This window comes from Spirillospora sp. NPDC127506, from assembly GCF_040302145.1.
In the GTDB taxonomy this organism is placed as follows: domain Bacteria; phylum Actinomycetota; class Actinomycetes; order Streptosporangiales; family Streptosporangiaceae; genus Spirillospora.
In genome coordinates this window covers 417,772-441,230 of the sequence record NZ_JBEORG010000001.1, presented here as the reverse complement: position 1 = coordinate 441,230, position 23,459 = coordinate 417,772, and the positions used below count along the sequence as shown (strand labels likewise).

The 23,459-nt window shown below is 72.5% G+C and carries 21 protein-coding genes; 6 read left to right on the top strand and 15 right to left on the bottom strand.

Annotated features, from left to right (window positions below):
* Positions 1–20: 20 nt before the first annotated feature.
* Positions 21–1,256, top strand: coding sequence for an MFS transporter (locus ABTW95_RS02130; RefSeq protein ID WP_500223710.1), 1,236 nt, complete (start codon positions 21–23; stop codon positions 1,254–1,256).
* Between the two features lie 396 nt (positions 1,257–1,652).
* Here ABTW95_RS02130 and ABTW95_RS02125 read toward each other — a convergent pair whose 3' ends face one another.
* Both ABTW95_RS02125 and ABTW95_RS02120 read right to left on the bottom strand, forming a co-directional pair.
* Complete coding sequence (locus tag ABTW95_RS02125; protein ID WP_500223885.1) at positions 1,653–1,973, bottom strand: ester cyclase; 321 nt, start codon at positions 1,971–1,973, stop codon at positions 1,653–1,655.
* A gap of 961 nt (positions 1,974–2,934) precedes the next feature.
* Positions 2,935–4,197, bottom strand: coding sequence for an HNH endonuclease signature motif containing protein (locus tag ABTW95_RS02120; RefSeq protein WP_500223708.1), 1,263 nt, complete (start codon positions 4,195–4,197; stop codon positions 2,935–2,937).
* Between the two features lie 559 nt (positions 4,198–4,756).
* Between ABTW95_RS02120 and ABTW95_RS02115 the strand changes: the two genes are divergently transcribed.
* Entirely contained in the window at positions 4,757–5,209 is a 453-nt protein-coding gene (locus ABTW95_RS02115) for an ATP-binding protein (protein WP_500223707.1), read from the top strand.
* A 151-nt stretch (positions 5,210–5,360) separates the two neighbouring features.
* On the opposite strand, the gene ABTW95_RS02110 is transcribed toward ABTW95_RS02115, so the two are convergent.
* Genes ABTW95_RS02110 through ABTW95_RS02075 form a run of 8 tightly spaced genes read right to left on the bottom strand, consistent with a single transcriptional unit; the run spans position 5,361 to position 12,813 of the window.
* Positions 5,361–6,149, bottom strand: coding sequence for a MaoC/PaaZ C-terminal domain-containing protein (locus ABTW95_RS02110; protein WP_500223706.1), 789 nt, complete (start codon positions 6,147–6,149; stop codon positions 5,361–5,363).
* Positions 6,146–7,321, bottom strand: a complete 1,176-nt coding sequence (locus ABTW95_RS02105) for a lipid-transfer protein (protein ID WP_500223704.1) — start codon at positions 7,319–7,321, stop codon at positions 6,146–6,148. Before ABTW95_RS02105 ends, ABTW95_RS02110 begins: the two co-directional genes overlap by 4 nt.
* The gene (locus ABTW95_RS02100; protein WP_500223702.1) at positions 7,318–7,731 is read right to left on the bottom strand and encodes a MaoC family dehydratase; all 414 of its coding nucleotides are present in this window, start codon (positions 7,729–7,731) and stop codon (positions 7,318–7,320) included. Before ABTW95_RS02100 ends, ABTW95_RS02105 begins: the two co-directional genes overlap by 4 nt.
* On the bottom strand, positions 7,728–8,798 hold the full coding sequence (locus ABTW95_RS02095; protein ID WP_500223700.1) for an acyl-CoA dehydrogenase family protein: 1,071 nt from the start codon (positions 8,796–8,798) through the stop codon (positions 7,728–7,730). Before ABTW95_RS02095 ends, ABTW95_RS02100 begins: the two co-directional genes overlap by 4 nt.
* The gene (locus tag ABTW95_RS02090; RefSeq protein ID WP_500223699.1) at positions 8,798–9,802 is read right to left on the bottom strand and encodes a bifunctional MaoC family dehydratase N-terminal/OB-fold nucleic acid binding domain-containing protein; all 1,005 of its coding nucleotides are present in this window, start codon (positions 9,800–9,802) and stop codon (positions 8,798–8,800) included. Before ABTW95_RS02090 ends, ABTW95_RS02095 begins: the two co-directional genes overlap by 1 nt.
* Complete coding sequence (locus tag ABTW95_RS02085) at positions 9,799–10,962, bottom strand: acyl-CoA dehydrogenase family protein (RefSeq protein ID WP_500223697.1); 1,164 nt, start codon at positions 10,960–10,962, stop codon at positions 9,799–9,801. The genes ABTW95_RS02090 and ABTW95_RS02085 overlap by 4 nt, the downstream gene beginning before the upstream one ends.
* Before the next feature lie 38 nt (positions 10,963–11,000).
* Complete coding sequence (gene casI, locus ABTW95_RS02080) at positions 11,001–12,656, bottom strand: steroid-22-oyl-CoA synthetase (RefSeq protein WP_500223695.1); 1,656 nt, start codon at positions 12,654–12,656, stop codon at positions 11,001–11,003.
* Positions 12,649–12,813: a hypothetical protein gene (locus ABTW95_RS02075; protein WP_500223693.1), complete on the bottom strand. Its 165-nt coding sequence runs from the start codon at positions 12,811–12,813 to the stop codon at positions 12,649–12,651. Before ABTW95_RS02075 ends, casI begins: the two co-directional genes overlap by 8 nt.
* Before the next feature lie 307 nt (positions 12,814–13,120).
* Here ABTW95_RS02075 and casG point away from each other — a divergent pair, with 307 nt between their 5' ends.
* Positions 13,121–14,722 (top strand): steroid-24-oyl-CoA synthetase, encoded by a 1,602-nt coding sequence (gene casG / locus ABTW95_RS02070; protein ID WP_500223691.1) that lies wholly within the window; start codon positions 13,121–13,123, stop codon positions 14,720–14,722.
* 33 nt (positions 14,723–14,755) lie between these two features.
* On the top strand, positions 14,756–16,012 hold the full coding sequence (locus tag ABTW95_RS02065; RefSeq protein WP_500223689.1) for a M48 family metalloprotease: 1,257 nt from the start codon (positions 14,756–14,758) through the stop codon (positions 16,010–16,012).
* A gap of 162 nt (positions 16,013–16,174) precedes the next feature.
* On the opposite strand, the gene ABTW95_RS02060 is transcribed toward ABTW95_RS02065, so the two are convergent.
* Positions 16,175–17,236, bottom strand: a complete 1,062-nt coding sequence (locus tag ABTW95_RS02060) for a DUF6348 family protein (protein WP_500223687.1) — start codon at positions 17,234–17,236, stop codon at positions 16,175–16,177.
* 300 nt (positions 17,237–17,536) lie between these two features.
* Here ABTW95_RS02060 and ABTW95_RS02055 point away from each other — a divergent pair, with 300 nt between their 5' ends.
* The gene (locus tag ABTW95_RS02055; RefSeq protein WP_396454846.1) at positions 17,537–18,457 is read left to right on the top strand and encodes a 3-oxoacyl-ACP reductase; all 921 of its coding nucleotides are present in this window, start codon (positions 17,537–17,539) and stop codon (positions 18,455–18,457) included.
* Positions 18,458–18,556: 99 nt separating this feature from the next.
* Here the strand turns inward: ABTW95_RS02055 and ABTW95_RS02050 are convergent, their stop codons facing one another.
* From ABTW95_RS02050 to ABTW95_RS02040, 3 genes are read right to left on the bottom strand one after another with little or no spacing between them, the layout of a single operon-like run.
* On the bottom strand, positions 18,557–19,333 hold the full coding sequence (locus ABTW95_RS02050) for an SDR family oxidoreductase (protein ID WP_500223685.1): 777 nt from the start codon (positions 19,331–19,333) through the stop codon (positions 18,557–18,559).
* A 9-nt stretch (positions 19,334–19,342) separates the two neighbouring features.
* Positions 19,343–20,092 (bottom strand): SDR family NAD(P)-dependent oxidoreductase, encoded by a 750-nt coding sequence (locus ABTW95_RS02045; protein WP_396454848.1) that lies wholly within the window; start codon positions 20,090–20,092, stop codon positions 19,343–19,345.
* Between the two features lie 48 nt (positions 20,093–20,140).
* Positions 20,141–20,782: a TetR/AcrR family transcriptional regulator gene (locus ABTW95_RS02040; RefSeq protein WP_500223683.1), complete on the bottom strand. Its 642-nt coding sequence runs from the start codon at positions 20,780–20,782 to the stop codon at positions 20,141–20,143.
* A 253-nt stretch (positions 20,783–21,035) separates the two neighbouring features.
* Here ABTW95_RS02040 and ABTW95_RS02035 point away from each other — a divergent pair, with 253 nt between their 5' ends.
* Complete coding sequence (locus tag ABTW95_RS02035) at positions 21,036–22,538, top strand: FAD-dependent oxidoreductase (RefSeq protein ID WP_500223681.1); 1,503 nt, start codon at positions 21,036–21,038, stop codon at positions 22,536–22,538.
* Positions 22,539–22,545: 7 nt separating this feature from the next.
* Here ABTW95_RS02035 and ABTW95_RS02030 read toward each other — a convergent pair whose 3' ends face one another.
* Positions 22,546–23,427 (bottom strand): helix-turn-helix transcriptional regulator, encoded by an 882-nt coding sequence (locus ABTW95_RS02030; protein ID WP_396451257.1) that lies wholly within the window; start codon positions 23,425–23,427, stop codon positions 22,546–22,548.
* Between the last annotated feature and the right edge of the window lie 32 nt (positions 23,428–23,459).

The following is a 23,459-nucleotide window of genomic DNA, read 5'->3' as shown; positions in this document are numbered from 1 at the left end:
TCAACGTTGAGAGGTTGTCGGTGAACGAACACCTGACACATTCGTCGCTGCGCGGATGGCTGGGGGTCGCGGCGATCACGGCCAGCCTGTTCGTCTTCCTCACGACGGAGCTGATGCCCGTCGGGCTGCTCACCCCGCTGAGCCGCAGCCTGGACGTCCAGGTCGGGGTCGCCGCCCTGATGGTCACCCTGTACGGAGTGGCGGCCGGGCTCGCCGTCACGTTCATCGTGGCCTGGACGAGGCGGGTCAACCGGCGCGTCCTGCTCAGCGTGCTCCTGGCCGTGCTGACGCTGGGGAACCTGGTCACCGCCGTCGCGCCCAACTTCCCGCTCGTCCTCGCGACCCGCCTGCTCATGGGGTTCGCCAGCGGCGTGTTCTGGGCCATCGGCGTGAGCATGGCGATGCGCCTCGTCCAGGAGCGCCACGCGAGCCGGGCGGCCGCGATCGTGATGTCCGGCATCTCGATCGCCACGGTGGTGGGCATCCCGCTCGGGACGGTCGTGGAGGACCTCACCGGGTGGCGGACCACCTTCCTCATCTGGGCCGGCCTCGGACTGCTGGTGCTCCTCACGGTCGCCGTCACGGTCCCCTCGCTGCCCTCGGACAACGCGGTCTCGGTCCGCGAGGTCTTCGGCCTTCCGGTGAAGAACGTGCCGCTCCGTGCGGTGCTGTTCATCGTCGTGCTCTTCGTCCTCGGCCACTTCGGGGCCTACACGTTCGTGCGGCCGTTCCTGGAGGACGTCGCGTCCGCCTCGTCCAGCTTCATCACCGTGGTGCTGATCGTGTTCGGGATCGGCGGCGCCATCGGCAACTTCATCGCCGGGTACACGGTGGACAAGAACCTGCGGGGCAGCTTCATCGTCGGCTCCCTCATGCTGGCGACCGCCCTGCTGTTGCTGCTCGCGATCGGCGACGGGAAGGCGGGCGCGATCGTCGCGCTGGTGCTCTGGGGGCTCGCTTTCGGCGTCGTGCAGCTGTCCCAGGTCAACATGACGCTCGCCGCCGCACCCGAGACCTTCGAAGCGGCGATGTCGCTCAACACCATGGCGTACAACACGTCGATCGCACTGGGCGCGCTGTTCGGCGGGCTGTTCGCCGACAACCTCGGCGTCACCAGCGTGGTGTGGTTCGGCGTCGCGCTCACGGCGGCGTCGCTGCTCGTCATGCTCGCCACCAGCACCCGCAGGAGCCCCGGGGCCGGCGCCCCACCGTCCGCCGGGGAACCCGCACCCGCCACCACCGCCCGCGACGCCTGACCCCTCCCGCGGGGACCGGACTGGGCCTCAGCCAGGACGAGACCGCGAAGGCGCCCAGGCGGCCGGCCAAGCGGACATCCCGATGGTCGGCGACATCATCACCGCCGACCTTGATCACCGCCGACCTTGGAAGCATTCCTCGACGCTCCAGCGTGAACCGGCCGGCCGCACCAGCTCGGGCAGGCCGGCCGGTCGGGCCACTTCGCGCCGGTAGAAGGCCGGGTCGGCGGAGTCGCTGATCGACCGGCGGGCCAGCACCCACGCACGTTCGCCCTGCCGTTCGCCCTGGTGTTGGTCCAGGCCGATCCACGCCCAGTCGGCAGCGGTGTGGACGGTGGCCCGGTGCTCGTCGCACCTGTTGGCGAGTTGAGTCCTGTGGATGTGTTCGATCTTTGACTACTGACTGGTGTCTCGGTAGGTCCGCATCTCGGCCATCTGGCCGTCCTTCATGCCGATGAGCCAGACCAGGCGCGTGGCCGGGTGTTGTGCTGTCTGGCTGACGGCACCGACGACGGCGATCAGGTCGTCGTCACCGAGGATGGTGTCGATCTGGAATCGCAGCTCCGGCTGGGCTGCCCGGATCTGCTCGACGGCTTGCCGCACGCCGTGAGGACCAGTCACCTCGGGGTGCGCGTGGGCGATCCAGTCGGGATGCAGGATCTGGGAGGCGATCGAGGTGTCTCCGGTGTTCCACATCTCGAAATAGCGTGCAGCGATCTGCCGGGGGAGAGGGCGTTATCGCTCGTCATCAAGTGTTTCCTTCGGTGTTGGTAGGGGGACGGGCCGCTGCGGTTCGAGTGTCTGGGGAGGGTCACCCGATGAGCTTGCCTCGGCGGAGGTGGCCCCGGCGCGGAGCATGGCACGCTCGTCTGCGATGAGCGGCACGTCGGGTCGTTCGGTGATCACCGGCGGCACCCTAGCCCGCGTGGACCTTGGATGATCACTCCGCTGTGGTGCCTGTTGCGGGCGCGTGGCTGGGAGAAGCAGGTCTCCGGTACACGTGGGTGCTCGCGGTCATCGGCCATGGTGTGTTCGGGTGCCGGGTGTTCGGTGCCGGGTGTTCGGTGTTGGTGGAATTGTGGTGGGGGCGGCGCTGCGTACGGGGCCGCCCCTCCAAAGTCAAGGGCGCCTTCGGCGTCGCTTCGCGATGGGACTTCGTCCCACCCTTGACTTCGGAGCCTCTGCGGCCCCTGAGTGCAGCTTTCGTCGGGCAGGCTCCGCCTGCCCTCTGCCCGACGCGCCGCCCCCACCTCATACAGGAACGACACCCCATCACCCCATGCACTAGTAAGCCCCGCCCCTGCCCTCGCTCGGCCTTGGCCAGGGGGCGGGCCGCCTCAGCCACCCCACCGGAAGGAAACAACGAGAGGACGGCCCTCGCTCAGCCTTGGTCGAGGGGCGGGCCGCTCAGCCACCCGCCGGAGGGAAACGGCGGGAGGACGGGAGGCGCTGCAGGACGTACTCCGACTTAGGCGGAGCGTTGGCGGTGGGCCTACCAGGGGTGGGCGCTGCCGGGTTGAGGGGATGGCTGCCCAGCCGGAGTTGGTGGCCTGGCCGTGTGCGGCTTGCCGATCGGGCGCCGTTGGCTCTGGGGGCAGCGCGGCAGGTGGGCGGGAATGGGCAGGCGGGCCCGGCCCGTGCCGCCGGGGGCGGCCGGGCTCGGGCGTCGGTCTGTTGATCAGGCGGCCTCGACCCAGGCGGGTGGTGGGCGTCCGGGTTCGGGGTCGCCGTTGGGTCGGAGTGTTCGGGTGCCGGGTGGGTGGAGCCGGTAGGTGTATCGGCCGTCCGGTGTCTTGGTGATGTGGAGCCGGTCGGGGTGGGTGTGTTTGTACCGGTTGTGCCACCCGCAGGTGAGGGCGAGCTGGTCGATGTCGGTGGGGTTGTTTCCGAGGGCCCAGCCGCGGACGTGGTCGACCTCGCACAACGTCCCGGGAACCTCGCACCCCTGAACCGCACACGTGGCGTACAAGGTCTCGAGGACTTGGCGTTGGGGGGCGGTGGCGAATCTGACCCGGTGGCCGAGGTAGAGCGGTGTGTGGCCGGTGCCGAGCAGGAGGGGTGACACTCCGGCGTTGAGGGCGATGCGGCGGGCCTGCTCTGCCGGGATGGGGGTGCCGTCGGTGAGGCGTGCGGGGGTGGTGCCGCCGGTGAGGGTGTCCAGGTCGCAGATGACGGTGACCTTGGTGGCCTTGTGCCCACCCGCCAGCACGCTCGTCAACGCCGCCGCAGTCCGTTCGGAAAGGTCACGGTGGTCGTCGGTTCCGGCGGGCTTGGCCAAAGGCCCCAGGGTGCCGTCCCAGACGGCGGCGTCCTCGGCGTTCAGCCAGCCCTTGATGTAGCGGCCACCGTCCAACGACCGGGTCGAGTCGATCCACGACCGCTCATACCCCCGCGCCACATCTGCCGGGGCCTGCTCGCGCCCGTCGCGTTCGGCGATGAGGTCGGTGATCTTGTTGCCGAACGCGGCGACCTTGCCCGCGGAGAAGCCCTTTCCGGTGAGGTCGAGGAGGATGTGTTCGGCGGCGGTGCAGTCCGTGTCGTCCAGGCGGGCGACGGCGGCGCTGATGGTGCTGGCGTACCCGTAGGACAGGTCGCCGTCGGTGAGGCGGCGGGTGATGTCGGGGAGGCGGTGACGCTGGCGGGCCAGGTGCAGGCGTTCCTTGGCGCGGGCTTCGCGCATGCCCAGCCGGGTCCGCAGCCACGCCAGGGTGGAGGGCAGCCCCCACCGGCGCATCTCCCCGGAGGCGTCCACGCGGGCGATCCGGGCGGCCAGTGCGCTTTCGTGCTGGTCGGTGGCGCGGGCGAGGGTTTCGGCCTGGGTCATGCAGACGGCCGCCGAGTCGGGCGCTTCACGATGGGCGAGTTCGGCCGCGATCGCTGCCGCCGCGTCCACCAGCTCTGCGGTGGACATCGACGCGGCGTCGATTAGGCTCGAACACATGACTGTATGCTATCGAACGGTTACGCATGATCACGCCGATTCAGCAAAGAATCTTGGTGTTTTTGGCGGCGGGGCACTTCGGGGGATATTTCGCCCATTCGGCACCGCAAACGGCTCCTGGTCGCCTCGCTGCCGTCTTTCGGGGCCGAAGGCCCCGGCCCAGGGGCAGCGACCACGCACTGACCCGCAGCCGAACGACCACACCCACGCCGCCAAGCCCAGCCGAAGTGACTCCAGCCCACCACAACCGCAACGTGCGCACCTGCCCGCCAGAGGCCACCGCAACCGGGCACCCACAGCAACCACACTAATCCGGTAAAAGACCGCCGCAACCGGTACCAACAACAGAACGCCCGTTTGGTGGGGTGACCAGATTGACGCCGACTAGAGCGCATCCGGTTCGGCGATAGGGCATTGCCGATCACGACCGCGAAATCTGGAGGATCCGTCGCGCGGCGCCACGGTGCAGCTCGGTGATGACGGCGACGTCGGCGATGTCGAAGGCGGCCGGCAAACGGGGCATCCCGTGTCAGGCGGACGCGAACTCAGGATGGCCCCGATGAATCATCTTGATCTCGTCACACCAGCGCCCGGCATCCCGGCGGTCAGGCTCACGCTGCTCTCCGTACCGCCGACCGTCGTGCTGGCTCGGGAACTCGTCCGCTACGCGCTGACGCACTGGGGTTTCACCCGCGACGTCATCAACGACTCGCCCCTCGTCATGAGCGAGATCGTCACCAACGCCGTAACGGCCGCACCTGGATGGCAGCTCCGCCTCCGCTGCGCGCTGTACGAGGGGACGCCACTCCTGGAGTGCTGGGATCCGTCCCCCGAACGCCCGACCCCGAGCCCGCCGTCGCTCACGGCCGAGAACGGCCGCGGACTGGCCATCGTCTCCGCCTACGCGAAGAGAACCGGCGTCCGCCCCTCCGCCACCGGCGAAGGGAAAGGCGGAGGGAAGGGCGAAGGGAAGGGCGAAGGAAGAATCGTGTGGGCCCAGATGCCCACATGAACGCCGGACGCGCACCTGCCGCCCCGCCCCTCCCCGCCAACGAGTCATCCATATCGACGGAAAGGCGGGGCGGCCTCATCGAACGGCGGTTACGCGAGGAATGTGCTTGTGCCTGCTGATGACGACTGCGGGCTCAGTGACGACTGCGGGCTCAGGCGAAGCGGGCTTGGGCTGCGGAGATGACTGGCTTGTCGTCTACCGATGCCTCGAAGAGGGTTGCTTCGCCGTCCTTCCAGGTCTCCACTCGGAGGGTGCCGCCTGGGAAGACCGGCGCGGCGAAGCGGCCCTCCAGTTCGCGGAGGTCGGCCGGGTGGGCGCCCAGGGACGACGCCAGCGGCAGCGTGATCGCCGCCAGCGTGCACAGGCCGTGCATGATGGGGCGCGGCATCCCGGCCGCCTTCGCCGCCTCCGGGTCGATGTGCAGGTGGTGGCGGTCGCCCAGGAGGCGGTAGAGGGCCGCCTGGTTCGCCGCCGTCCGGACGGTCAGCTCCCCGGCGGGGGCCGTTTCGGGACGGTGGCGGGCGGACGGGCCGCGCTCGCCGCCGAATCCGCCGCGGCCCGGCGCGAAGATCGACCAGGTGGCCTCGAAGTACTCGCTCTCCACGGTCAGGTCGAAGACCGCCGCCGACCCCTTGTCCCAGACGTCCGCCACGCGGGCGCTCATCTCCACGGCGCCCGAGCGCGGCAGGTCCTTCAGGACGCGGAGCCGCTGGGACCCGTGGACGGCCGTCCGCACGTCGAACGCGCCCGCCGAGCCGAGCGCGTCCGGCGCCCACTGGGCGAGGGTCAGCGCGAACGTCGGAAGGACGCGCAGCCTCTCCTCGAAGACCAGGTCGAGGTCGGAGGCGTCCGCGCCGACGGCCAGCGCGTAGAGGATCGCCCGGGTCTCGTCATAGGGGACGGTGCGGGTGCCGAGATATTCGCCGATCCACTCCGTCATTCGTCCGCTCCCAGGATCAGGCCGCTGGTGGGGACGCCGGTTCCGGCGGTGACGAGGACGTTGTGGACGTCGCCCGGCTGGTTCACCGACGTGCCGCGCACCAGGCGGACGGCCTCGGCGATCCCGTTCATGCCGTGGATGTACGCCTCGCCGAGCTGCCCGCCGTGGGTGTTGAACGGCAGCCGGCCGCCGATTTCGAGGTTGCCGTCCGCGACGAAGTCCTTGCCCTCGCCCTTGGCGCAGAAGCCCAGTTCCTCAAGCTGCGGCAGGACCAGCGGGGTGAAGTGGTCGTAGAGGATCGCGGCCTGGACGTCGGCCGGGGTGAGGCGCGACTGGGCGTAGAGCTGGCGGCCGACGAGGCCCATCTCGGGGATGCCGGTGATCTCGGAGCGGTAGTAGCTCGTCATCATGTGCTGGTCGTTGCCGGACCCCTGCGCGGCGCCCCAGACGAGGGCGGGGCGGTGCGGCAGGTCGCGGGCGCGCTCGGCGGACACGACGACCAGGGCCTGGCCGCCGTCGCTCTCCTGGCAGCAGTCGAGCAGCCGGAGGGGTTCGGCGATCCAGCGGGACGCCTGGTGGTCCTCCAGCGTGATCGGGCGGCCGTAGAACCACGCCGCCGGGTTCTCCGCGGCGTGCGCGCGGTCGACGACGGCGACGCGGCCGAAGTCCTCGCTGGTCGCGCCGTACTCGTGCATGTAGCGGCGGGCGAACATCGCGACCCACTGCGCGGGCGTCGACAGGCCGAACGGGTTCAGCCACGCGTAGGCGGCGCCGTCGGCGCTGACGTCCGCCGGGCGGTCCGCCTGGCCGAGGCCGTAGCGGATGCCCGAGCGTTCGTTGAACGCGCGGTAGCAGACGACGACGTCGGCGACGCCGGTCGCGACGGCCATCGCGGCCTGCTGGACGGTGCCGCAGGCGGCGCCGCCGCCGTGCCCGATGCGGGAGAAGAACTTCAGCTCGCCGATACCGAGGTTGCGGGCGATGTGGATCTCGGAGCTGGTGTCGGCGGTGAAGGTCACCATGCCGTCCACGTCGGACGGCTGGAGGCCGGCGTCGGTGATCGCGGCGAGCACCGCCTCGCAGGCGAGCCGCAGCTCGCTGCGGCCGGACTCCTTGGAGAACTCCGTGGCGCCGATCCCGGCGATCGCGGCGGCCCCTGGCAGCACGCTCATGCGTCGCTCCCCTGCAGTTGGACGACGACGGTGCCGGTCACGTGCGGGCCGATCCCGTTCACGCCGCGCACCTCGATCTCGACCCGGCGGCCGTCCTGCTTGCCGGTGACGGTGCCGGTCAGGACCATCGTGTCGCCCGGGTAGTTGGGCGCGCCCAGCCGGATCTTGATGGCCTTCACGACGGCGGCGGGCCCGGCCCAGCCCGTGACGTACCGGTCGACGAGACCGTTGGTCGTCAGGATGTTCATGAAGACGTCCTTGGACCCGCGCTCGACCGCGAGCGACGGGTCGTGGTGGACGTCCTGGTAGTCGCGGCTCGCGATCGCGGTCGCGACGATCATCGTGCGGGTCAGCGGGATGCTCAGCTCGGGGAGCTCCTCCCCCACCGCCACGTCCTCGAACCGCTTCACAGCGCCGCCCCCAGCAGGTCGAGGTCGGACGACGCGCCGCCGAGCGTCCCGGCGATCTGCTTGCCCCACAGGAAGTGGCGGTGCACCGGGTAGTCGACGTCCACGCCGATGCCGCCGTGCAGGTGCTGGACGCGGTGGACGACGTTCAGCCCGCCCTCGTCCGACCACCACTTGGCGACCAGGACGGCGGTGTCGGCGTCCTCCCCGGCGGCGATCAGCGAGACGGCGTGCCAGAGGCAGACGCGCAGCGCGTCGATCTCGATGTAGCAGTCGGCGAGCTGGTGCTGCGCGGCCTGGAACGTGGCGAGCGGGCGGCCGAACTGCTCGCGTCCGGCCAGGTGGCCGGCGGCCATGCGCAGCGCGCCGTCGGCGACGCCGAGCTGCACGGCGGCCAGCGACACGCGGGCCGTCCGCAGCATCGCGTCGAGGGCGCCGGGGCCGAGGGCCTGGGCGGGAGCGCCGTCCAGCGTGAGGTGCCCGGCCACGTCACGGCTGGTCGTCTCCGTGCGCTCCCAGGAGCCGGCGGACGTCTCGGCCAGGAACAGTCCGGGGCCGTCGGGCGACGACGCCGACACCAGCACATGGCTCGTCCCGAACGGCGTGGGGACGACCGCCTTCGTGCCGGTCAGCAGCCACCCGTCCCCGTCCCGCACGGCGGTGCAGCGCGGCGACGCGGGGTCGGGCGGCCCGAACTCCTCCAGCGCGACCGTCAGCCGCGCGGACCCGTCCAGGACGGACGGCAGGATCTCCTGCTGCGCCGCCGTCCCGTGCGAGGCCAGCGCCATGGCGGCGGCGACGCCCGGCCAGATCGGGACGGGCGCGACCGTGCGCCCCTGCTCCTCCAGCAGGACCACCAGGCCGGCGATGCCGAGCCCGGCGCCGCCGGCCCGTTCGGGCAGCGCGACGCCGAGCAGGCCCGTCTCGCCGAGTTCCGCCCACAGGCCCTCGTCGAAGCCCCGCTCGGACTGCTCCGCGGCCTTGATCCGCGCCTGCGCGGCCCGGTCGGCGAAGATCTGCCGGGCCAGGTCCCGGACGGCCTCCAGCTCCTCCCCAAGCGTGAAGTCCATCAGCGCTCCTTCGCAGCGTCGGCCGGGCGGAACGCCGGCAGGGACAGGTCGGGGTCCGGGTCGATCCAGTCGAGGACGACGGGCATGCCGATCTCGACGTCCTCCGGCGCGACCCCGGTCATGTTCGTGATGAGGCGGGTCCCCTCGGCAAGCTCGATCACCGCGATGACCAGCGGGTAGTCGAACGCCGGGTGGCGCGGGTGGTGCGCGACGACGTAGCTGTAGACGTGGCCCTCGCCCTGCGCCTCGACGGTGTCCCACTCGAACGACCCGCACTGCGGGCAGCACGGGCCGGGCGGGTGCCGCAGCGACTTGCAGTCGGCGCACCGCTGGATGACGAGCCTGTGCTCGCGCGCCGCCTCGAACCAGAACGCGTTGTCCCGATTGATCGCGGGACGCGGCCGCAGGGGCCTCGGCTCCGGCTTCTCGGCGGGGCGGAACCGCAGCAGGCGCCACCGCTGCGTCGCGACGACCTCGCCGTCCGCGTCCCGGTACGTCCGGAGGGTCGTGATGAAGCGGCCGGCGCCGAGCGCGGTCTTCTTCTCCGCGGAGATCGCCTCGACGACCTCCTCGACGCTCACCCGGTCGCCGGGCACCAGCTCGCGCTCGAACTCGAACTCCGAGTCGGTGGCGACGACGGAGGTGTAGCCGCCCTCGGCGAGCAGCGCGGTCAGCTCGTCGGAACCGGACGGCTCCCGGTCGGGGCGGACGGACGCCGCGTAGCCGCGCATCGTCCATGCCTGCACCATCGACGCGGGCGCGACGATGCCGTCGCGTCCGGTCTCCCGGGCGGCGGCCTCGTCCAGGTAGACCGGGTTGTCGTCCTCCATCGCCTCGACCCAGTGCCGGATCATGGGGACGTTCACCGGGTCCTGCCCGAAGCGGCGGGTCAGCAGCTCGCGCCCGACCCACGCTTGCAGCCTGTCCTCATAGTCGTTGCCGGCGCTGTCGGTACCAGCGCTGTCGTTGCCGGCGCTGTAGTCGTTGCCGGCGCCGTCGCTCATGACCGCTTCACCCTCGGCAGGCCCAGGCCCTGGACGGCGACCATGTCGCGCAGCACCTCGTTGACGCCGCCGCCGAACGTGTTGACGATCCCCTGCCGGGACAGCTGCTCGATCTGCCCGTGCAGCACCGCGCCCGGCGATTCGGGGCGGATCCGCCCGGCCGCGCCGAGCACCCCGGTCAGCGTCCGCTGGACGAAGATGTGCGTCTCCGTGCCGTACGCCTTGGCGGCCCCGGCCTGCGCGCCGGTCAGCGTCCCGGCCTCCACCGCCATGGTCATCTTCCAGTTCATCAGCCGCATCGCCTCCAGCCGGGCGTGGGTGCGGGCGAGGTCGGCGCGCACCCACGGCAGGTCGATCACGCCGTTGTCGCGGGCCCAGTCCCGGACGTCCTCCCACAGCCGGATCATCCGGCCGCCTAGCGCGGCGAGGCCGATCCGCTCGTGGTTGAGCTGGGTGGTGATCAGGCTCCAGCCGCCGTCGACGTCGCCGACGACCGACGACGCGGGCACCCGCACGCCGTTGTAGTACGTCGAGGTCACCACCATCCCGCCGACGGTCGGGATCGGGCTCCAGGAGAACCCGTCCGCGTCGGTCGGGACGATCAGGATCGAGATGCCCTTGTGCTTCGGCGCGTCCGGGTTCGTGCGGGCGGCGAGCCAGATGTAGTCGGCGGTGTTGGCGCCGCTGGTGAACACCTTGCCGCCGTCGATGACGAACTCGTCGCCGTCCGGGACGGCCCTGGTCCGCAGCGACGCGAGGTCGGTGCCGGCGTCGGGCTCGGTGTAGCCGATGGCGAACACGATGTCGCCCGACAGGATGCCGGGCAGGTACTTCTTCTTCTGCTCGTCCGTCCCGAAGCGCATCAGCGTCGGGCCGACCGTGTTCACCGTGACGAACGGGAACGGCAGCCCGGCCCGCTGCACCTCGTCGAAGAAGACGTACTGCTCGGCGATCGACTTTCCCTGCCCGCCGTACTCGGTGGGCCAGCCGTAGCCGAGCCAGCCGTCGTTGCCGAGCATCTTCACGATCTCGCGGAACCGGTCGCCGCCCACGCCCTGCTCGCCGGCGCGGCGCCGCACGTCCTCGGGCAGCAGGCCCGCGAAGTACGCCCTCAGTTCCGCGCGCAGCTCGCGATGCGCGTCGGACTCACGCAGATCCATACCTGCCCCTTCTCATTTCACGGGAGCCCCTTCTCATTTCACGGAAGGAAGCGCCGGCGGCCGGCCGCGGTGAACTCGTCCCGCAGCGCGGCCTTGTCCGCCTCGGTCATCAGGACGTACTCGGGCGCGCCCCGGCCCGCCCACCGGTACACGGGGTCGGAGGTCCGCCATCCGTCGAGCTGCATCTCCTTCTTGCTCAGCTTGCCGGAGCCGGTCGTCGGCAGCGCGTGCGAGACGCGCACGAACCGCGGCGCGCCCTTGGTGCCGAGGTCGTCCTGGGCGGCGAGGAACGCGGGGAGGTCCAGGTCCTCGAACGCGACGCCCTCCAGGATCTCGATCGCGGCCATCACCTGGTCGCCGGAGCGCGGGTCGGGGACGCCGAACGCGACCGCGTCCACGATCTTCGGGTGGCGGCGGACGACGTTCTGGGTGAGCAGCGCCGAGATGTTCTCCGAGTCCACCCGGATCCAGTCGCCGGACCGGCCGCCGAAGTACAGGAACCCGTCGCGGTCGATGTAGCCGAGGTCGCCCGTCCAGTACCAGCCGTGCCGGACCCGCTCGGCATCCGCCTCCGGGTTCTTGTAGTAGCCCTCGAACTTCGCGGCGCCGTGCACGTCGACGATCTCGCCGACGGCGGCCTCGGCGTTGGCGACGCGGCCGTGCTCGTCCAGGATCGCCGGGGCGCACGTTTCGAGCGTCTCGGGGTTCACGACCCGGACGCCGTCGTGGGCGGGCCGCCCGAGCGCGGTCGGCGGCGCCGCCGGATCGCGCTTGATCATGCCTGCGCTCTCGCTGGAGCCGTAGCCCTCGACGAGCTTCGCGCCGAAGCGGCGCAGGAACTCGGCCTTGTCCTCAGGGGACGCCTCCGTCCCGAACCCGTGCGTCAGCGTGTTGTCGGCGTCGTCGGGCCGCTCGGGGGTGGCCAGGATGTAGCCGATCGCCTTGCCGACGTAGGTGAAGAACGTCGCGCCGTAGAACCGCACGTCCGGCAGGAACCCGGACGCGGAGAACTTCGGCGTGAGCGCGACGGTCGCGCCGGCGGCGAGCGACGGCGCCCACAGCGCCATCAGCGCGTTGCCGTGGAACAGCGGCATCGGGCAGTAGCTGATGTCGTCGCGCCCGATGTCGTACTTGGCGCTGTTGTCGCGGCCCAGCTCGGCGAGCCGGCCCTGCGAGCAGCGCGCCGCCTTGGACGCGCCCGTCGTCCCGGAGGTGAACAGCAGCAGCATCTGCGTCTCCGGGGTGACCGGCGGGTCGGCCTCCGGTTCGCACGCGTGGGACGAGACGAGCGCCGGGTAGCCGGCCGAGTCGATCAGGAGGAACCGGTCGCGCGGGACGCCGATGTCGAGCCCGTCCAGCAGCTTCAGCCCGGCCTCGTCGGTGACCAGCAGCTGGAGGTCGGTGTGCCGGACCTCCTGCTCCAGGTAGGCGCCGGTCCGGGTCGGGTTGATCCCGACGATCGTCGCGCCGCTGAGCGCCGCCGCGCCCAGCCACAGGACGTACTCGGGGACGTTCTCCAGCAGCACCCCGATGTGGAACGGGCCGTCCCGCCGCAGGCCGCGGGCCAGGGCCGCGCGCGCCGCGCTCTCCCGGACGACCTCGTCCCACGTCCAGGTCCGCTCGCGGCTGCGCAGGCCGGGCCGGTCGTCGCCCAGCCGCGCGAGCAGCATCCCGGCGATGGTCTCGTCACGCACTCGCGGCACCCCGGGCCGGCTCAGTGGACAGGACGCGACGGGTGACCCGGCAGTGCTTGGCCGGCCCCTCGCAGATGGCCGCCTTGACGATCCGGTTCCGCGGCGTGACCGGCCCCGGCCTGGCCGGGGCGAACACGTCGGGCTGCACGTCGTTCATCGGGAGTCCTCCATCCGGACTAGACGTTAATCAGCGGGATGTCCGCGCAGTCCGGACATCCCGCTGACCGGGAGCGTCGACGCCGTGGCGCGCAAAGGTCCCGTCCCGCCGAGCCGGCCCCCGTCCCGCCGAGCCGGTCCCAGTCCCGCCGAGCCGGTCCCAGTCCCGCTGAGCCGGTCCCAATCCAACTGAGCCGGAACGAGTTCGCCCTGGAACGGTCCGTGACCGTCCCGCTGAGCGGAATGCCCTGCTGACGCCGGTGTGTCGCAGCCCACAATGGGCGCTCCGGCGAGGAGGAGGGGGTCCGATGGAGTCGATCGCGAAGCTGACCGGTCCCGGCGGCGAGTTCGAGCTGCGCGAGGAGGACGTGCTCGGCGCGCGGGTTCCCGTGTTCGCGAACCGGGCCCGCAGCCTCGGCGAGGTGCTCGTCCGCTCGGCGTCCCACGGCGACCGCGACTACATCGTCACCGCGACCCGCCGGCTGACGTTCGCCGAGCACGCCGCCGCCGCCGCGTCGATGGCGAAGGCGCTGCGGGACGACCTCGGCGTGCGGCCCGGCGACCGCATCGCGATCAACGCCGCGAACAGCCCCGAGTGGATCGTCTCCTTCTGGGCGGCGGTCGCGGCGGGGGCCGTCCCCGTCGGCTACAACGCCTGGTGGACGCGGCCCGAGATCGAGTACGCGCTCGGCCACACCGACCCGAAGGTCGTGATCGCCGACGAGAAGCGGGCCGCGCTGATCTCCGAGGACGTGCTGACGATCGAGAAGGACGTCCCGTCCCTGGCGGCCCGCTACCCGGGCGCCGGGTTCGACATCCCGGACGCCGCCGAGGACGAACCGGCCGTCATCCTCTACACGAGCGGCACGTCGGGCCGCCCGAAGGGCGCCGTCCACTCGCACCGGAACCTCACCTCGGTGATCGAGTACCACCGGTACAACGACGCCGTCATGGGCGCGTTCGGCATCGACGCCTCGTCCCGCCGCTACCTGCTCGCGCTGCCGCTGTTCCACATCGCGTCCCTGCACAACCTGGCCGTCCCGCGGCTCGCCACCGGCACCGCGGTGATCATGCACATGGGCGGGTTCGACGTGGACGAGGTGCTGAGCTTGATCGAGAAGGAGAGGGTCACGAACTGGGGCGCCGTCCCCACGATGGCGCACCGCATGATGCGGCACGGCGACCTGTCGAAGTACGACCTGTCGTCGCTGACCGCGTTCGCGCTGGCCTCCGCGCCGTCCTCGCCGGCGTTCAAGAAGAGGCTCCAGGAGGTGTTCCCGCCGGCGCGCGGCGCCCTCGTCGACAGCTACGGCCTGACCGAGTCGTCCACCGCCATCTCCGTCGCCACCCCCATGGACCTCGCCGAGGCGCCGGGGACGGTCGGCCCCGCGAACATCGGCGTCCAGATCGAGATCCGCGACGCGGAGGGCAGGCCCGTCCCGGAGGGCGCCGAGGGCGAGGTGTGCGCCCGCAGCGCCTACAACATGATCGGCTACTGGCGGGACCCGGAGGCCACCGGGCGCACGATCGACGCCGGCCGCTGGCTGCGCACCGGCGACATCGGCGTGCTGGAGAACGGCCGGCTGCGGCTCACCACCCGCCGCTCCGACCTGATCATCCGCGGCGGCGAGAACGTCTACCCGGCCGAGGTCGAGAACGCCCTCGCCGAGTACCCGGGGATCTCCGAGTGCATCGTCGTCGGCGTCCCGCACCCGGACCTCGGCCAGGAGGTCGCGGCGGTCGCCGTCTTCCCCGACGACCCGCCCGCGCCGGACGAGCTGGCGGCGTTCGCGAAGGAGCGGCTCGCCTACTTCAAGGTCCCGTCCCGCTGGCACGTCACCACCGACCCGCTGCCCCGCAACGCGACCGGGAAGGTGCTCCGCAAGCGGATCGAGACTGAATTCTCCTGATCCCGCGACCCGCGCTTCCTAAGATCGTCTGCCATGACGCAGACGATCACGCCGTGCCCCTCCTGCGGTGCGCCGCTGGCCTCCCTGGAAGGGCATCCGGTCTGGTGCCCCGGCTGCGGCTGGGGCCTGGGCGCCGACGAACCGCAGCGGCGCGGGCTGCGCGGGCGCTTCGACCGGTGGTCGTCCCGCAGGGTCGAGGCGCTCTACGCCGAGGTCGCCCAGTCACCGGCGGAGCGGCCCGGCTGGGACGCGGCCCGGGTCGCGTCCTACGCGCTGGCGCTCGGCGTGCACCTGTGCACGGCCGCGCTGATCGCCTTCGCGGTCTGGGTGTTCGCCGCGATGCGCACGCCCGTGCTGATCGTCCTCGCGGTCCTCGCGCTGCTCGTGGCGTGGCTGCTGCTGCCCCGGTTCGGCAGCCTGCGCAAGCTCCCGGACGTCCGGCGCCGCGCCGACGCCCCGGCCCTGTTCGCCCTGCTCGACCGGGTCGCGGCCGAACTGGGCGTCAGGCCGGTGGACGCCGTGGTGGTGTCCGAGGATTTCAACGCCGCCTACGGGACGGTCGGCCTGCGCCGCCGCCGCGTCCTGTTCCTGGGGCTGCCGCTGTGGGAGTCGCTCACCGCCCAGCAGAAGGTCGCGCTGCTCGGGCACGAGTTCGCGCACGGCGCGAACGGCGACGCCGCCCACGGCGTGGTCGTGGGGACGTCGCTGTCCACGCTCGCCCGGCTGCACGCGCTGCTGCGCCCCGGGCCGCCCGACGACCGGCTCAACTACCTGATCGACCTGTGCCTCCGGGTGGTGCAGGGGGCGGCGAGCACGGTGGTCGGCTCCGTCCTCGTCCTGCAGCACATGATCACGCTGCGGGCGGGGCAGCGGGCGGAGTACCTCGCCGACCGGCTGGCCGCCCGCCTCGCGTCCCCTGAGGCGGCCGCGGGCATGCTGGAGACGCTCGTGGTCGCCGAGGACACGCACCTCACGGCCGTGCAGCGGCACGCGCTCGCCGGCCGCACGGCCGGGTACTGGGACGACCTGCGCGGCGCCCTGGCCGCGCTCCCCGATTCCGAGCGCGAGCGCCGGCTCCGCGTCTCGGCCCGCCGGCAGCTCCGCGTGGACCGCAGCCACCCGCCCACGCACCTGCGCATCGCCGTCCTGCGCGCCCTCCCCGCCGCGGACCCGGCCCTGCTCATGGAGCCGGACGAGGAGCAGCGGATCCGTGCCGGCCTCGCCGCCGACTACGACCTCATCGCGCGCCGCCTGCACGACGACGCCCTGGAACGCCTCCACATGGGCTGACCCCGCACCCCGCCGCCGACGAGAATGGGGGAAGAAGGGCGGGGAGAAGGGCGGGGAGAAGGGCGGGGTGCCGAGGACCCGTCGCCCGGGCGTGCCCGTGCCGCCGCCTCGCCCGAGGCGGTGTCAGCGGGGGACGTCAGCGGGGGACGTCAGCAGGGGACGTCAGCGGGGGACGAGCAGGCCGAAGACGCGGACCGCGACCCTCCCGTCGGGCAGCGGCGCCGGGCTGTTCGCGACCACCATCTGCCCGGCGGCCCATGGCTCGCCGTCCAGGAGCACCTCGTTGGTCTCCAACCGGCCCTCGTTGTAGGCGGTGAACAGGCGGAGCCCGTGCACCTTCCGGGTGAGCGGCTCCGCCCGCAGCGCCTCCAGCATCCGGTCGAGCAGCGGCCCGGCGGACGGCACGGGCCGGCCGGCGAACATGTTGATCTGAGCGCCCAGCACCAGCTCGAACGGGCCGCCCGGGTGCTCGTAGCGCTCCCGCTCCACCTGCTCGGGGACGGCCCCGGGACGCAGCAGGCCGTCGACGATCGGATGCAGCGAAGCGCGCTCGAACTTCTGCAGGGCCACGCCGATCGCGTCCCGCCACGTGGCGCCGTGCCCGGCGAAGCTCTCCACCAGCCACGGCACCGCCAGCGCCGGGTGCGACACGCGGAAGTCGATCTGGGCCAGCACCACGCCGTCCGGCGAAGGGTGGACGAAGAGCCCGGCGTCGACGCCGGTCCCGCCGTCCGGCGCGACACCGTGCCCCCGCAGGAAGCCCTCGAACACGGCCCGGGGCGAGGGCACCCCGCCGTCCCCCGGCTGGACGGGCGGCAGGTCGGCGGTCAGCGCCGTCTCCGCCATGACCAGGTCCGACATCGCCGCCCCGCCGTGCAGCGCGTTGTTGATCGCGGCGAACTCGGCGCTGCGCAGCGCGACCCGCTCGAACTCGCCCCGGCCGGCCCGCTCCGCGCGCGCCAGCGCGGCCGTGAACACCGGCTCGTCCCGGAGGATCACCCGGCCGCCCGGGGCGGCCACCGCGTCCGCGTACTGCACATCCGGCAGCAGCCGCCGCGTGAACGCCATCGGGAGGAAGACCAGGAGCCGCTCGGCCAGCCACGGCTCGACCCCGGTCCCGGTCAGCCGCTTCCGGACGTCCTCGTCGCTCGGCGCCTCCGGTCCCGCGCAGAACGCCGCGACCCCCACCTCGACCGCGGCGTCGAACCCCACCATTTCGATCATCGCGCCACCGTACCGGGATCCGCGCCGTCAGCGGAGGCGCGACAGGTCGAACGCGCCACCGTGCGCGCCGCCGTGCGCGCGGATCGCGCCGGCGAGCGGGGCGGACAGCGTCGCCGGATCCAGCGTCGTGGCCGGGAGACTAGAATTCGTTCTTGTCGGCGGGCAAGGTCAGTCCCGCTGAGCTGTCCGCACCATGCGAGCTGCCTGCGGACACCCGCTGAGCGGGACGGCTCCTGCCGCGTGACTAGAATTCGTACTAGCCTCCGGCCAGCGACCCGAACACCCGATCCGGAGGCTCCGATGAACGCTGACCTGTCCCTGGCGGGCCGTACCGCCATCGTCACCGGCGCGGGCGCCGGGCTGGGCCGCGCCGAGGCGCTCGCCCTCGCCGCGCAGGGCGCGAACGTCGTCGTCAACGACATGGGGCCGGCGGCCGACGACGTCGTCGCGGAGATCACGAAGGCGGGCGGGCGGGCCGTCGCGGTGAAGGGGGACGTCGGCGACTGGTCGATGGGCGACACCCTGGTGTCCGCGGCGGTCGACACCTTCGGCTCGCTGGACGTCCTGGTCAACAACGCGGGCGTGCTGCGCGACAAGATGCTGTTCAACCTGTCGGAGCCGGACTGGGACGACGTCGTCCGCGTCCACCTGAAGGGGCACGCGTCGGTGTCCCGCGCCGCCGCCGTGCACTGGCGGGCCGCGAGCAAGGCCGCCGGCGGCCCCGTCTACGGGCGGGTGATCAACACCGCGTCGGAGGCGTTCCTGTTCGGATCCGCGGGGCAGCCGAACTACTCCGCCGCGAAGGCCGGCATCGTCGCGCTCACGCTGTCGACGTCCGCCGGGCTCGGCCGGTACGGGGTGCGCGCCAACGCGATCTGCCCCCGCGCCCGGACGGCGATGACCGAGGCGACGTTCGCGGAGGGCACCTCGCCCGGCGGGCTCGACGCCATGGCCCCCGAGCGGGTCGGCACGTTCGTCGGCTACCTCGCGTCCCCCGCCGCGGAGAAGATCACCGGTCAGGTGTTCATCGTCTACGGCGACATGGTCGCGCTGATGGCCGCGCCGACCGTGGAGCAGAAGTTCACGGCGGCCGGAGGCGTCTTCTCCGTCGAGGAGCTCGGCGCGCAGATCACGCCGTACTTCGAGGACCGCGACCCGCGCCGGACCTACGCCGCCTACAGCGTCGCCGCGCTCGACAACACCGAGACCAGCAAGTACTGACCGCGGAGCCGACCGGTGGCCGCCCCCGGCGCGAGGGGGGCGGCCGCCGGTGCTCCGTCACCGCCGCTCTCAGAAAACCGCTCTTAGAAACCGCCGCTCTCAGAAAAGGGACGCGTCGCGGAGGGTGGCCTCGGCGCCGCCGTCCACGTAGATCACTTGGCCGGTCATGTGCGTGTTGGCCGGGGAGATCAGCCAGCGCAGCGCCTCCGCGATCACCTCGGGGCCGGCGAAGCCGTTCAGCGGCATCGGGACGGCCTCCTTCATGATCTGGAACATGCCCTCGTCCTCGAACAGCGGCGCGCTCATCGGGGTCCGCACGACGCCCGGCGCGACCGCGTTCAGCGGGATGCCCGCGCCCGCCCACTCGGGGGCGGTGCAGACCCGCCGCACCCACTGGGCGAGCGCCGACTTCGACGACGGGTACAGCAGGCCGCCGGCGCCGCTCTCCTCGACCTTCGCGGCCGCGGCGAGCGCGGCCGGCTCGTCCAGGCCGAGGCAGGCGCGGACGGTGGCGTCGTCCACCGGGTGCGTGCCGGAGATCGAGCCGACCACGGCGGCGCGGGGCGCCTCGGCCCGCGCGAGCGCGGGGCGCAGCCCCTCCAGCAGCCCGACGACGCCGAAGAAGTTCACCTTGACCGGCATGATCGTGAAGTCGGAGACGCCGGCGCAGGCCACGACGGCGTCGAGCCGCCCGCCCGCCCGCTCCAGCGTCTGCGCGACCGCGCCCGCCCGGCCCTCGGGGACGCTGAGGTCGGCGCGGACGTCGGCGTCGTGCCGGTCGATCCCGATGACGGTGTCGCCGGCGTCCCGGAGCATCCCGGCGAGGGACGCGCCGATGCCGGACGCCGAACCGCTGACGGCGATGGTGCGTGCCATGTCGCTCTCCTAGGTGTGCGCGCCGCCGTCGACGCGGAAGTCGGCACCGGTGAAGTAGGCGGCGTCGGGCGACCCGGCGAACGCGATCGCCGCCGCGATCATCTCGGGGTCCGCCGCGCCGTAGTAGGACCGGATCTTGGAGAAGTAGTCGAGGTCGATGCCGGGCGGGAACATGTCGGCGGACTGGATCAGCGGCGTGTCGACGGCGCCCGGGGAGATCGGCACGACGCGGATGCGGCGGGCGGCCAGCTCGGCGGCGAGGCTGAGCGAGAACGCCAGCACCGCGCCCTTGGACGCCGAGTACGCCGTCATGTACGGGCTGCCCTGCGTCGCCGACAGCGAGGCCGTGTTGACGATCACGCCCGTCCGGTCCGGGAGGTGCTTCAGCGCCTCGCGGCAGAACAGGGCGGTGCCGACGAGGTTGACGGAGAACAGCCGGTTCAGGTCGTCCACGGTGAGCGTCTCGATCGGGGTGGTCTTGTGGACGCCGGCCACGTTCACGAGGACGTCGATGCCGCCGAGGGTCTCCGCCGCGTCCGCCACCGCGGCCGCCACGGCGGCCTCGTCGGTCACGTCGGCCGTACGGGTGGTCAGGGTGCCGGGCCCGGTGACGGCCTCGGCGGTCCCGGCGAGGCCCTTGCCGGAGATGTCCACGCCGTAGACCGCGGCGCCCTCGGTGGTGAGGCGGATCGCCGTGGCCCGCCCGATGCCGGACGCGGCCCCGGTGAGCAGCACTTTCACGCCGTCATAGCGATTCATGGGCGCACGCTAGCCGCGGCGCCGGAGCCTGCGCCGGGGCCGTCCCGATCACTGGGAGGGCTGCGCGCCGTCCTGTGAGGGCCGCGCGTTCGACCGGGGCGCGAGCAGCAGCTTGCAGGCGAGGCGGATGTCGCTCTCCACGTCCGCCATGGACGCGCGGCCGTTCAGGCTCGACTGGAGCACCCCGTACCAGCACTGCATCAGCAGCCGGACGAGCGTCACGTCCTGCGCGGTCGGGACCTCGATGCCCACGGCGCGCAGCAGGATGTCCCGGAACGTGTTGTCGATGTGGATCGTGTCGGCGACGGTCGCGACGTGCGCGCTGTTCGACGCGTGCAGCATCGACGCCGACAGGACGGGCTGGGCCAGCAGGCTCCGGCTCGCCTTCACCAGCAGGTCGGCGACCGCGTCCTCGGGGCTGACCCCGGGGGCGGGCTCGGAGACCTGCTCGTGCAGCCGGTCGACCTGCGCCGCCATCACCGCGGTGAACAGGTGCACCTTCGACGGGAAGTACCGGTACAGGGTGCCGATCGCGACGCCGGCGGCCTTCGCCACCTCGTGCATCTGGACGCGTTCGAGGGACTTCTCCGCGCCGATGCGCGACGCGGCCTTGAGGATGCGCTGCCGCCGGTCGTGCTGCTCGGGTGAGCTGGGCTCGGCGGACATCCTCGCCGCTGCGATCCTCGCCACGGTCCTCCCTCCGCTCCGCCGGTGTGCTGGTGTCGGTGTGCTCTGTCGGTGTGCTGGTGTCGATGTGCTGCTGTCGGTGTGCTCGTGTCGGTGTGCTGATGCCGGTGCTGTTGCCGGTGTGCTGACTAGGAACAATATCCGGGGTCGCGGCCGTCCCCGCGATCGGCGATACCGGTCAGTGGGACCGGTCGTCCCGCCGCGCCGCGGCCCGCGCTTACGGTGTGCGCGCGCCGAGATCGGGAGGGGATGCCGCGTGGGTGACGCCCGCTGGGACGACGAATACGACGTGGTGGTGGCCGGTTCGGGCGCCGGGGCGATGACGGGGGCGCTCGCCGCGGCCTCGGCCGGGCTGCGCACCGCGGTGCTGGAGAAGACCGGGGTGCTCGGCGGGACGTCCGCGTACTCGGGGTCGGCGATCTGGCTGCCGGGCACGCGGGTGCAGGAGCGGGCCGGGATCGCCGACTCGGCCGAATCGGCCCGCGCGTACCTGCGGGCGCTGCTCGGCGACGAGAACGCGGCGCACCGGGAGGCGTTCCTGGCGGCGGCGCCCGAGGTCGTGGAGTTCCTGGAGCGCGACCCGGCGCTCGACTTCGAGTTCCGGCCGTTCCCCGACTACTTCGCCGCGCCCGGGCGGCTGGACATGGGCCGGTCGTTCATGCCGCTGGAGCTGCCGGTGGAGCGGCTCGGCGAGCTGGCCGGGCTCGTCCGCCCGCCGGTCGACCGCGACCGGGCGGGGCGCGGGCACTCGGCCAGGCCGATGGCGCAGGGGCGGGCGCTGATCGGGCGGCTGCTGCTCGCCCTCACCGCGACCGGGAACGGCGACGTGCGCACCGGAACCCCGCTGACCGGGCTGATCGTCGAGGACGGCCGGGTCGCGGGCGTCGAGGCGGGCGGCCTGCGGCTGCGCGCCTCCCGCGGCGTGCTGCTGGCCGCCGGCGGGTTCGAGGCGTCGGCCCGGCTGCGCGCCGCGCGCGGCGTGCCGGGCTCCGCGGACTGGACGATGGCCCCGGACGGCGCGAACACCGGCGACGCGATCGAGGCGGCCGTGCGGATCGGCGCGTCCACCGGCCTGCTCGACCAGGCGTGGTTCTGCCCCGGCCTGCGCACCCCGGACGGCCTCCCGGCGTTCACGCTGGGCTTCCGGGGCGGGCTCATCGTGGACGGCTCCGGGCGCCGCTTCGCCAACGAGTCGCTCCCCTACGACCAGATGGGCCGGAAGATGGCCGCCGCCGAGGGCCCCTTCCACCTGATCTTCGACGCGCGCTGGGACGGGCTGCCGGCGATCTCCGTCCCGCCGCTGGCGCCGGACGAGCAGCTGGCGTCCGGCCGGTGGGTCCAGGCGGCGACGGTGGAGGAGCTCGCCGGCGAGATCGGTGTCCCGCCCGGCGTCCTCGCCGGGACCGTCGCCCGCTTCAACGGGTTCGCCGAGAAGGGCGCCGACGAGGACTTCCACCGCGGCGAGGACCCCTACGACCGGTTCTTCTCCGGCGGCGGACCGTGCGTGGTCGCGCTCGACCAGGCCCCGTACTTCGCGGCGGAGGTCGTCCTCAGCGACCTCGGGACGAAGGGCGGGTTGCGCACCGACCCCGAAGGCCGCGTCCTGGACGGCTCCGGCTCCCCGATCCCCGGCCTCTACGCGGCCGGCAACACCAGCGCCTCGTTCACCGGGCCCGTCTACCCCGGCCCAGGCATCCCGATCGGCTCGGCGATGGCCTTCGCGTACCGCGCCGTCCAGCACATCAGGAGGAGCACCTGAGAGCGGCTCACCGGAGGCGTTCCTCATCGGTTCGCGGGATGTCCGCTGGGTTCTCCTGCGCCGCCGCGGCGGGGCCGGTTCGGGAGAGGGCGGCGAGGAGTTGCAGTTTCTCGTCGCTGTCGCCGCCCTTGTCGGGGTAGTAGGCGACGAGGATGACGTCGTCGATGGGGAGCTTGTCGCGGTGGAGCCGCATGTCGCCGACGACGGGGTGGTGGACGACGGTGGTCCCCCCGTCGAGGTTGCGGACGTCGTGCCTGGCCCACAGGGTGCGGAACCGGTGGCTTGCCAGTGAGAGTTCTCCGACGAGTTCGATGAACCGGGGGTCGTCGACGTCGTCCCCGATGGCGGTGCGCAGAGCGGCGACGAACCCGGCGGCCTGGCCCGCCCAGTCCTCGTGGAACGCCTGCTCCTCCGGGTCGAGGAAGAAGGAGCGGAGCCGGTTCTGGCCGGGCCGCAGGCGCGGCGAGAACGCGACGGCCATCGGGTTGGAGGCCAGGACGTCGAAGGCGCGGCCCTCGACGAACGCGGGGATCGGCAGGTGCGCGAGGAGCTGGTGCACCCGCGCCGGGACGCGCTCGGGGCGCTTGCGGCGCGGCGATCTCGTGCGGACCGACGCGAGGCCGAGCAGGTACGTCCGTTCGACGTCGTCGAGCCGCAGGACGCGCGCGAGCGATTCGAGCACCTGGGGCGAGGGGTTCCTGTCGCGGCCCCGTTCCAGCCGCAGGTAGTAGTCGGGGCTGATCCCCGCGAGCAGCGCGACCTCCTCGCGGCGCAGGCCGGGGACGCGGCGGTTGCCGCCGGGCGGGAGCCCCGCCTGCTCCGGGGTGATCAGCTCGCGCCGCGCGCGCAGGTAGGCGCCGAGCCGGTTGCCGGATTCCTCGTCCTTCATACCGCCCTTCATACCGCCACCGTAAGCCGGTG

Bases quoted from the DNA above. Each gene is read 5' to 3' on its own strand.
- ABTW95_RS02120 (WP_500223708.1), bottom strand. From the start codon at position 4,197: ATGTGTTCGAGCCTAATCGACGCCGCGTCGATGTCCACCGCAGAGCTG.
- ABTW95_RS02115 (WP_500223707.1), top strand. From the start codon at position 4,757: ATGAATCATCTTGATCTCGTCACACCAGCGCCCGGCATCCCGGCGGTC.
- ABTW95_RS02110 (WP_500223706.1), bottom strand. From the start codon at position 6,149: ATGACGGAGTGGATCGGCGAATATCTCGGCACCCGCACCGTCCCCTAT.
- ABTW95_RS02105 (WP_500223704.1), bottom strand. From the start codon at position 7,321: ATGAGCGTGCTGCCAGGGGCCGCCGCGATCGCCGGGATCGGCGCCACG.
- ABTW95_RS02095 (WP_500223700.1), bottom strand. From the start codon at position 8,798: ATGGACTTCACGCTTGGGGAGGAGCTGGAGGCCGTCCGGGACCTGGCC.
- ABTW95_RS02090 (WP_500223699.1), bottom strand. From the start codon at position 9,802: ATGAGCGACGGCGCCGGCAACGACTACAGCGCCGGCAACGACAGCGCT.
- ABTW95_RS02085 (WP_500223697.1), bottom strand. From the start codon at position 10,962: ATGGATCTGCGTGAGTCCGACGCGCATCGCGAGCTGCGCGCGGAACTG.
- ABTW95_RS02075 (WP_500223693.1), bottom strand. From the start codon at position 12,813: ATGAACGACGTGCAGCCCGACGTGTTCGCCCCGGCCAGGCCGGGGCCG.
- casG (WP_500223691.1), top strand. From the start codon at position 13,121: ATGGAGTCGATCGCGAAGCTGACCGGTCCCGGCGGCGAGTTCGAGCTG.
- ABTW95_RS02065 (WP_500223689.1), top strand. From the start codon at position 14,756: ATGACGCAGACGATCACGCCGTGCCCCTCCTGCGGTGCGCCGCTGGCC.
- ABTW95_RS02060 (WP_500223687.1), bottom strand. From the start codon at position 17,236: ATGATCGAAATGGTGGGGTTCGACGCCGCGGTCGAGGTGGGGGTCGCG.
- ABTW95_RS02055 (WP_396454846.1), top strand. From the start codon at position 17,537: ATGAACGCTGACCTGTCCCTGGCGGGCCGTACCGCCATCGTCACCGGC.
- ABTW95_RS02050 (WP_500223685.1), bottom strand. From the start codon at position 19,333: ATGGCACGCACCATCGCCGTCAGCGGTTCGGCGTCCGGCATCGGCGCG.
- ABTW95_RS02045 (WP_396454848.1), bottom strand. From the start codon at position 20,092: ATGAATCGCTATGACGGCGTGAAAGTGCTGCTCACCGGGGCCGCGTCC.
- ABTW95_RS02030 (WP_396451257.1), bottom strand. From the start codon at position 23,427: ATGAAGGACGAGGAATCCGGCAACCGGCTCGGCGCCTACCTGCGCGCG.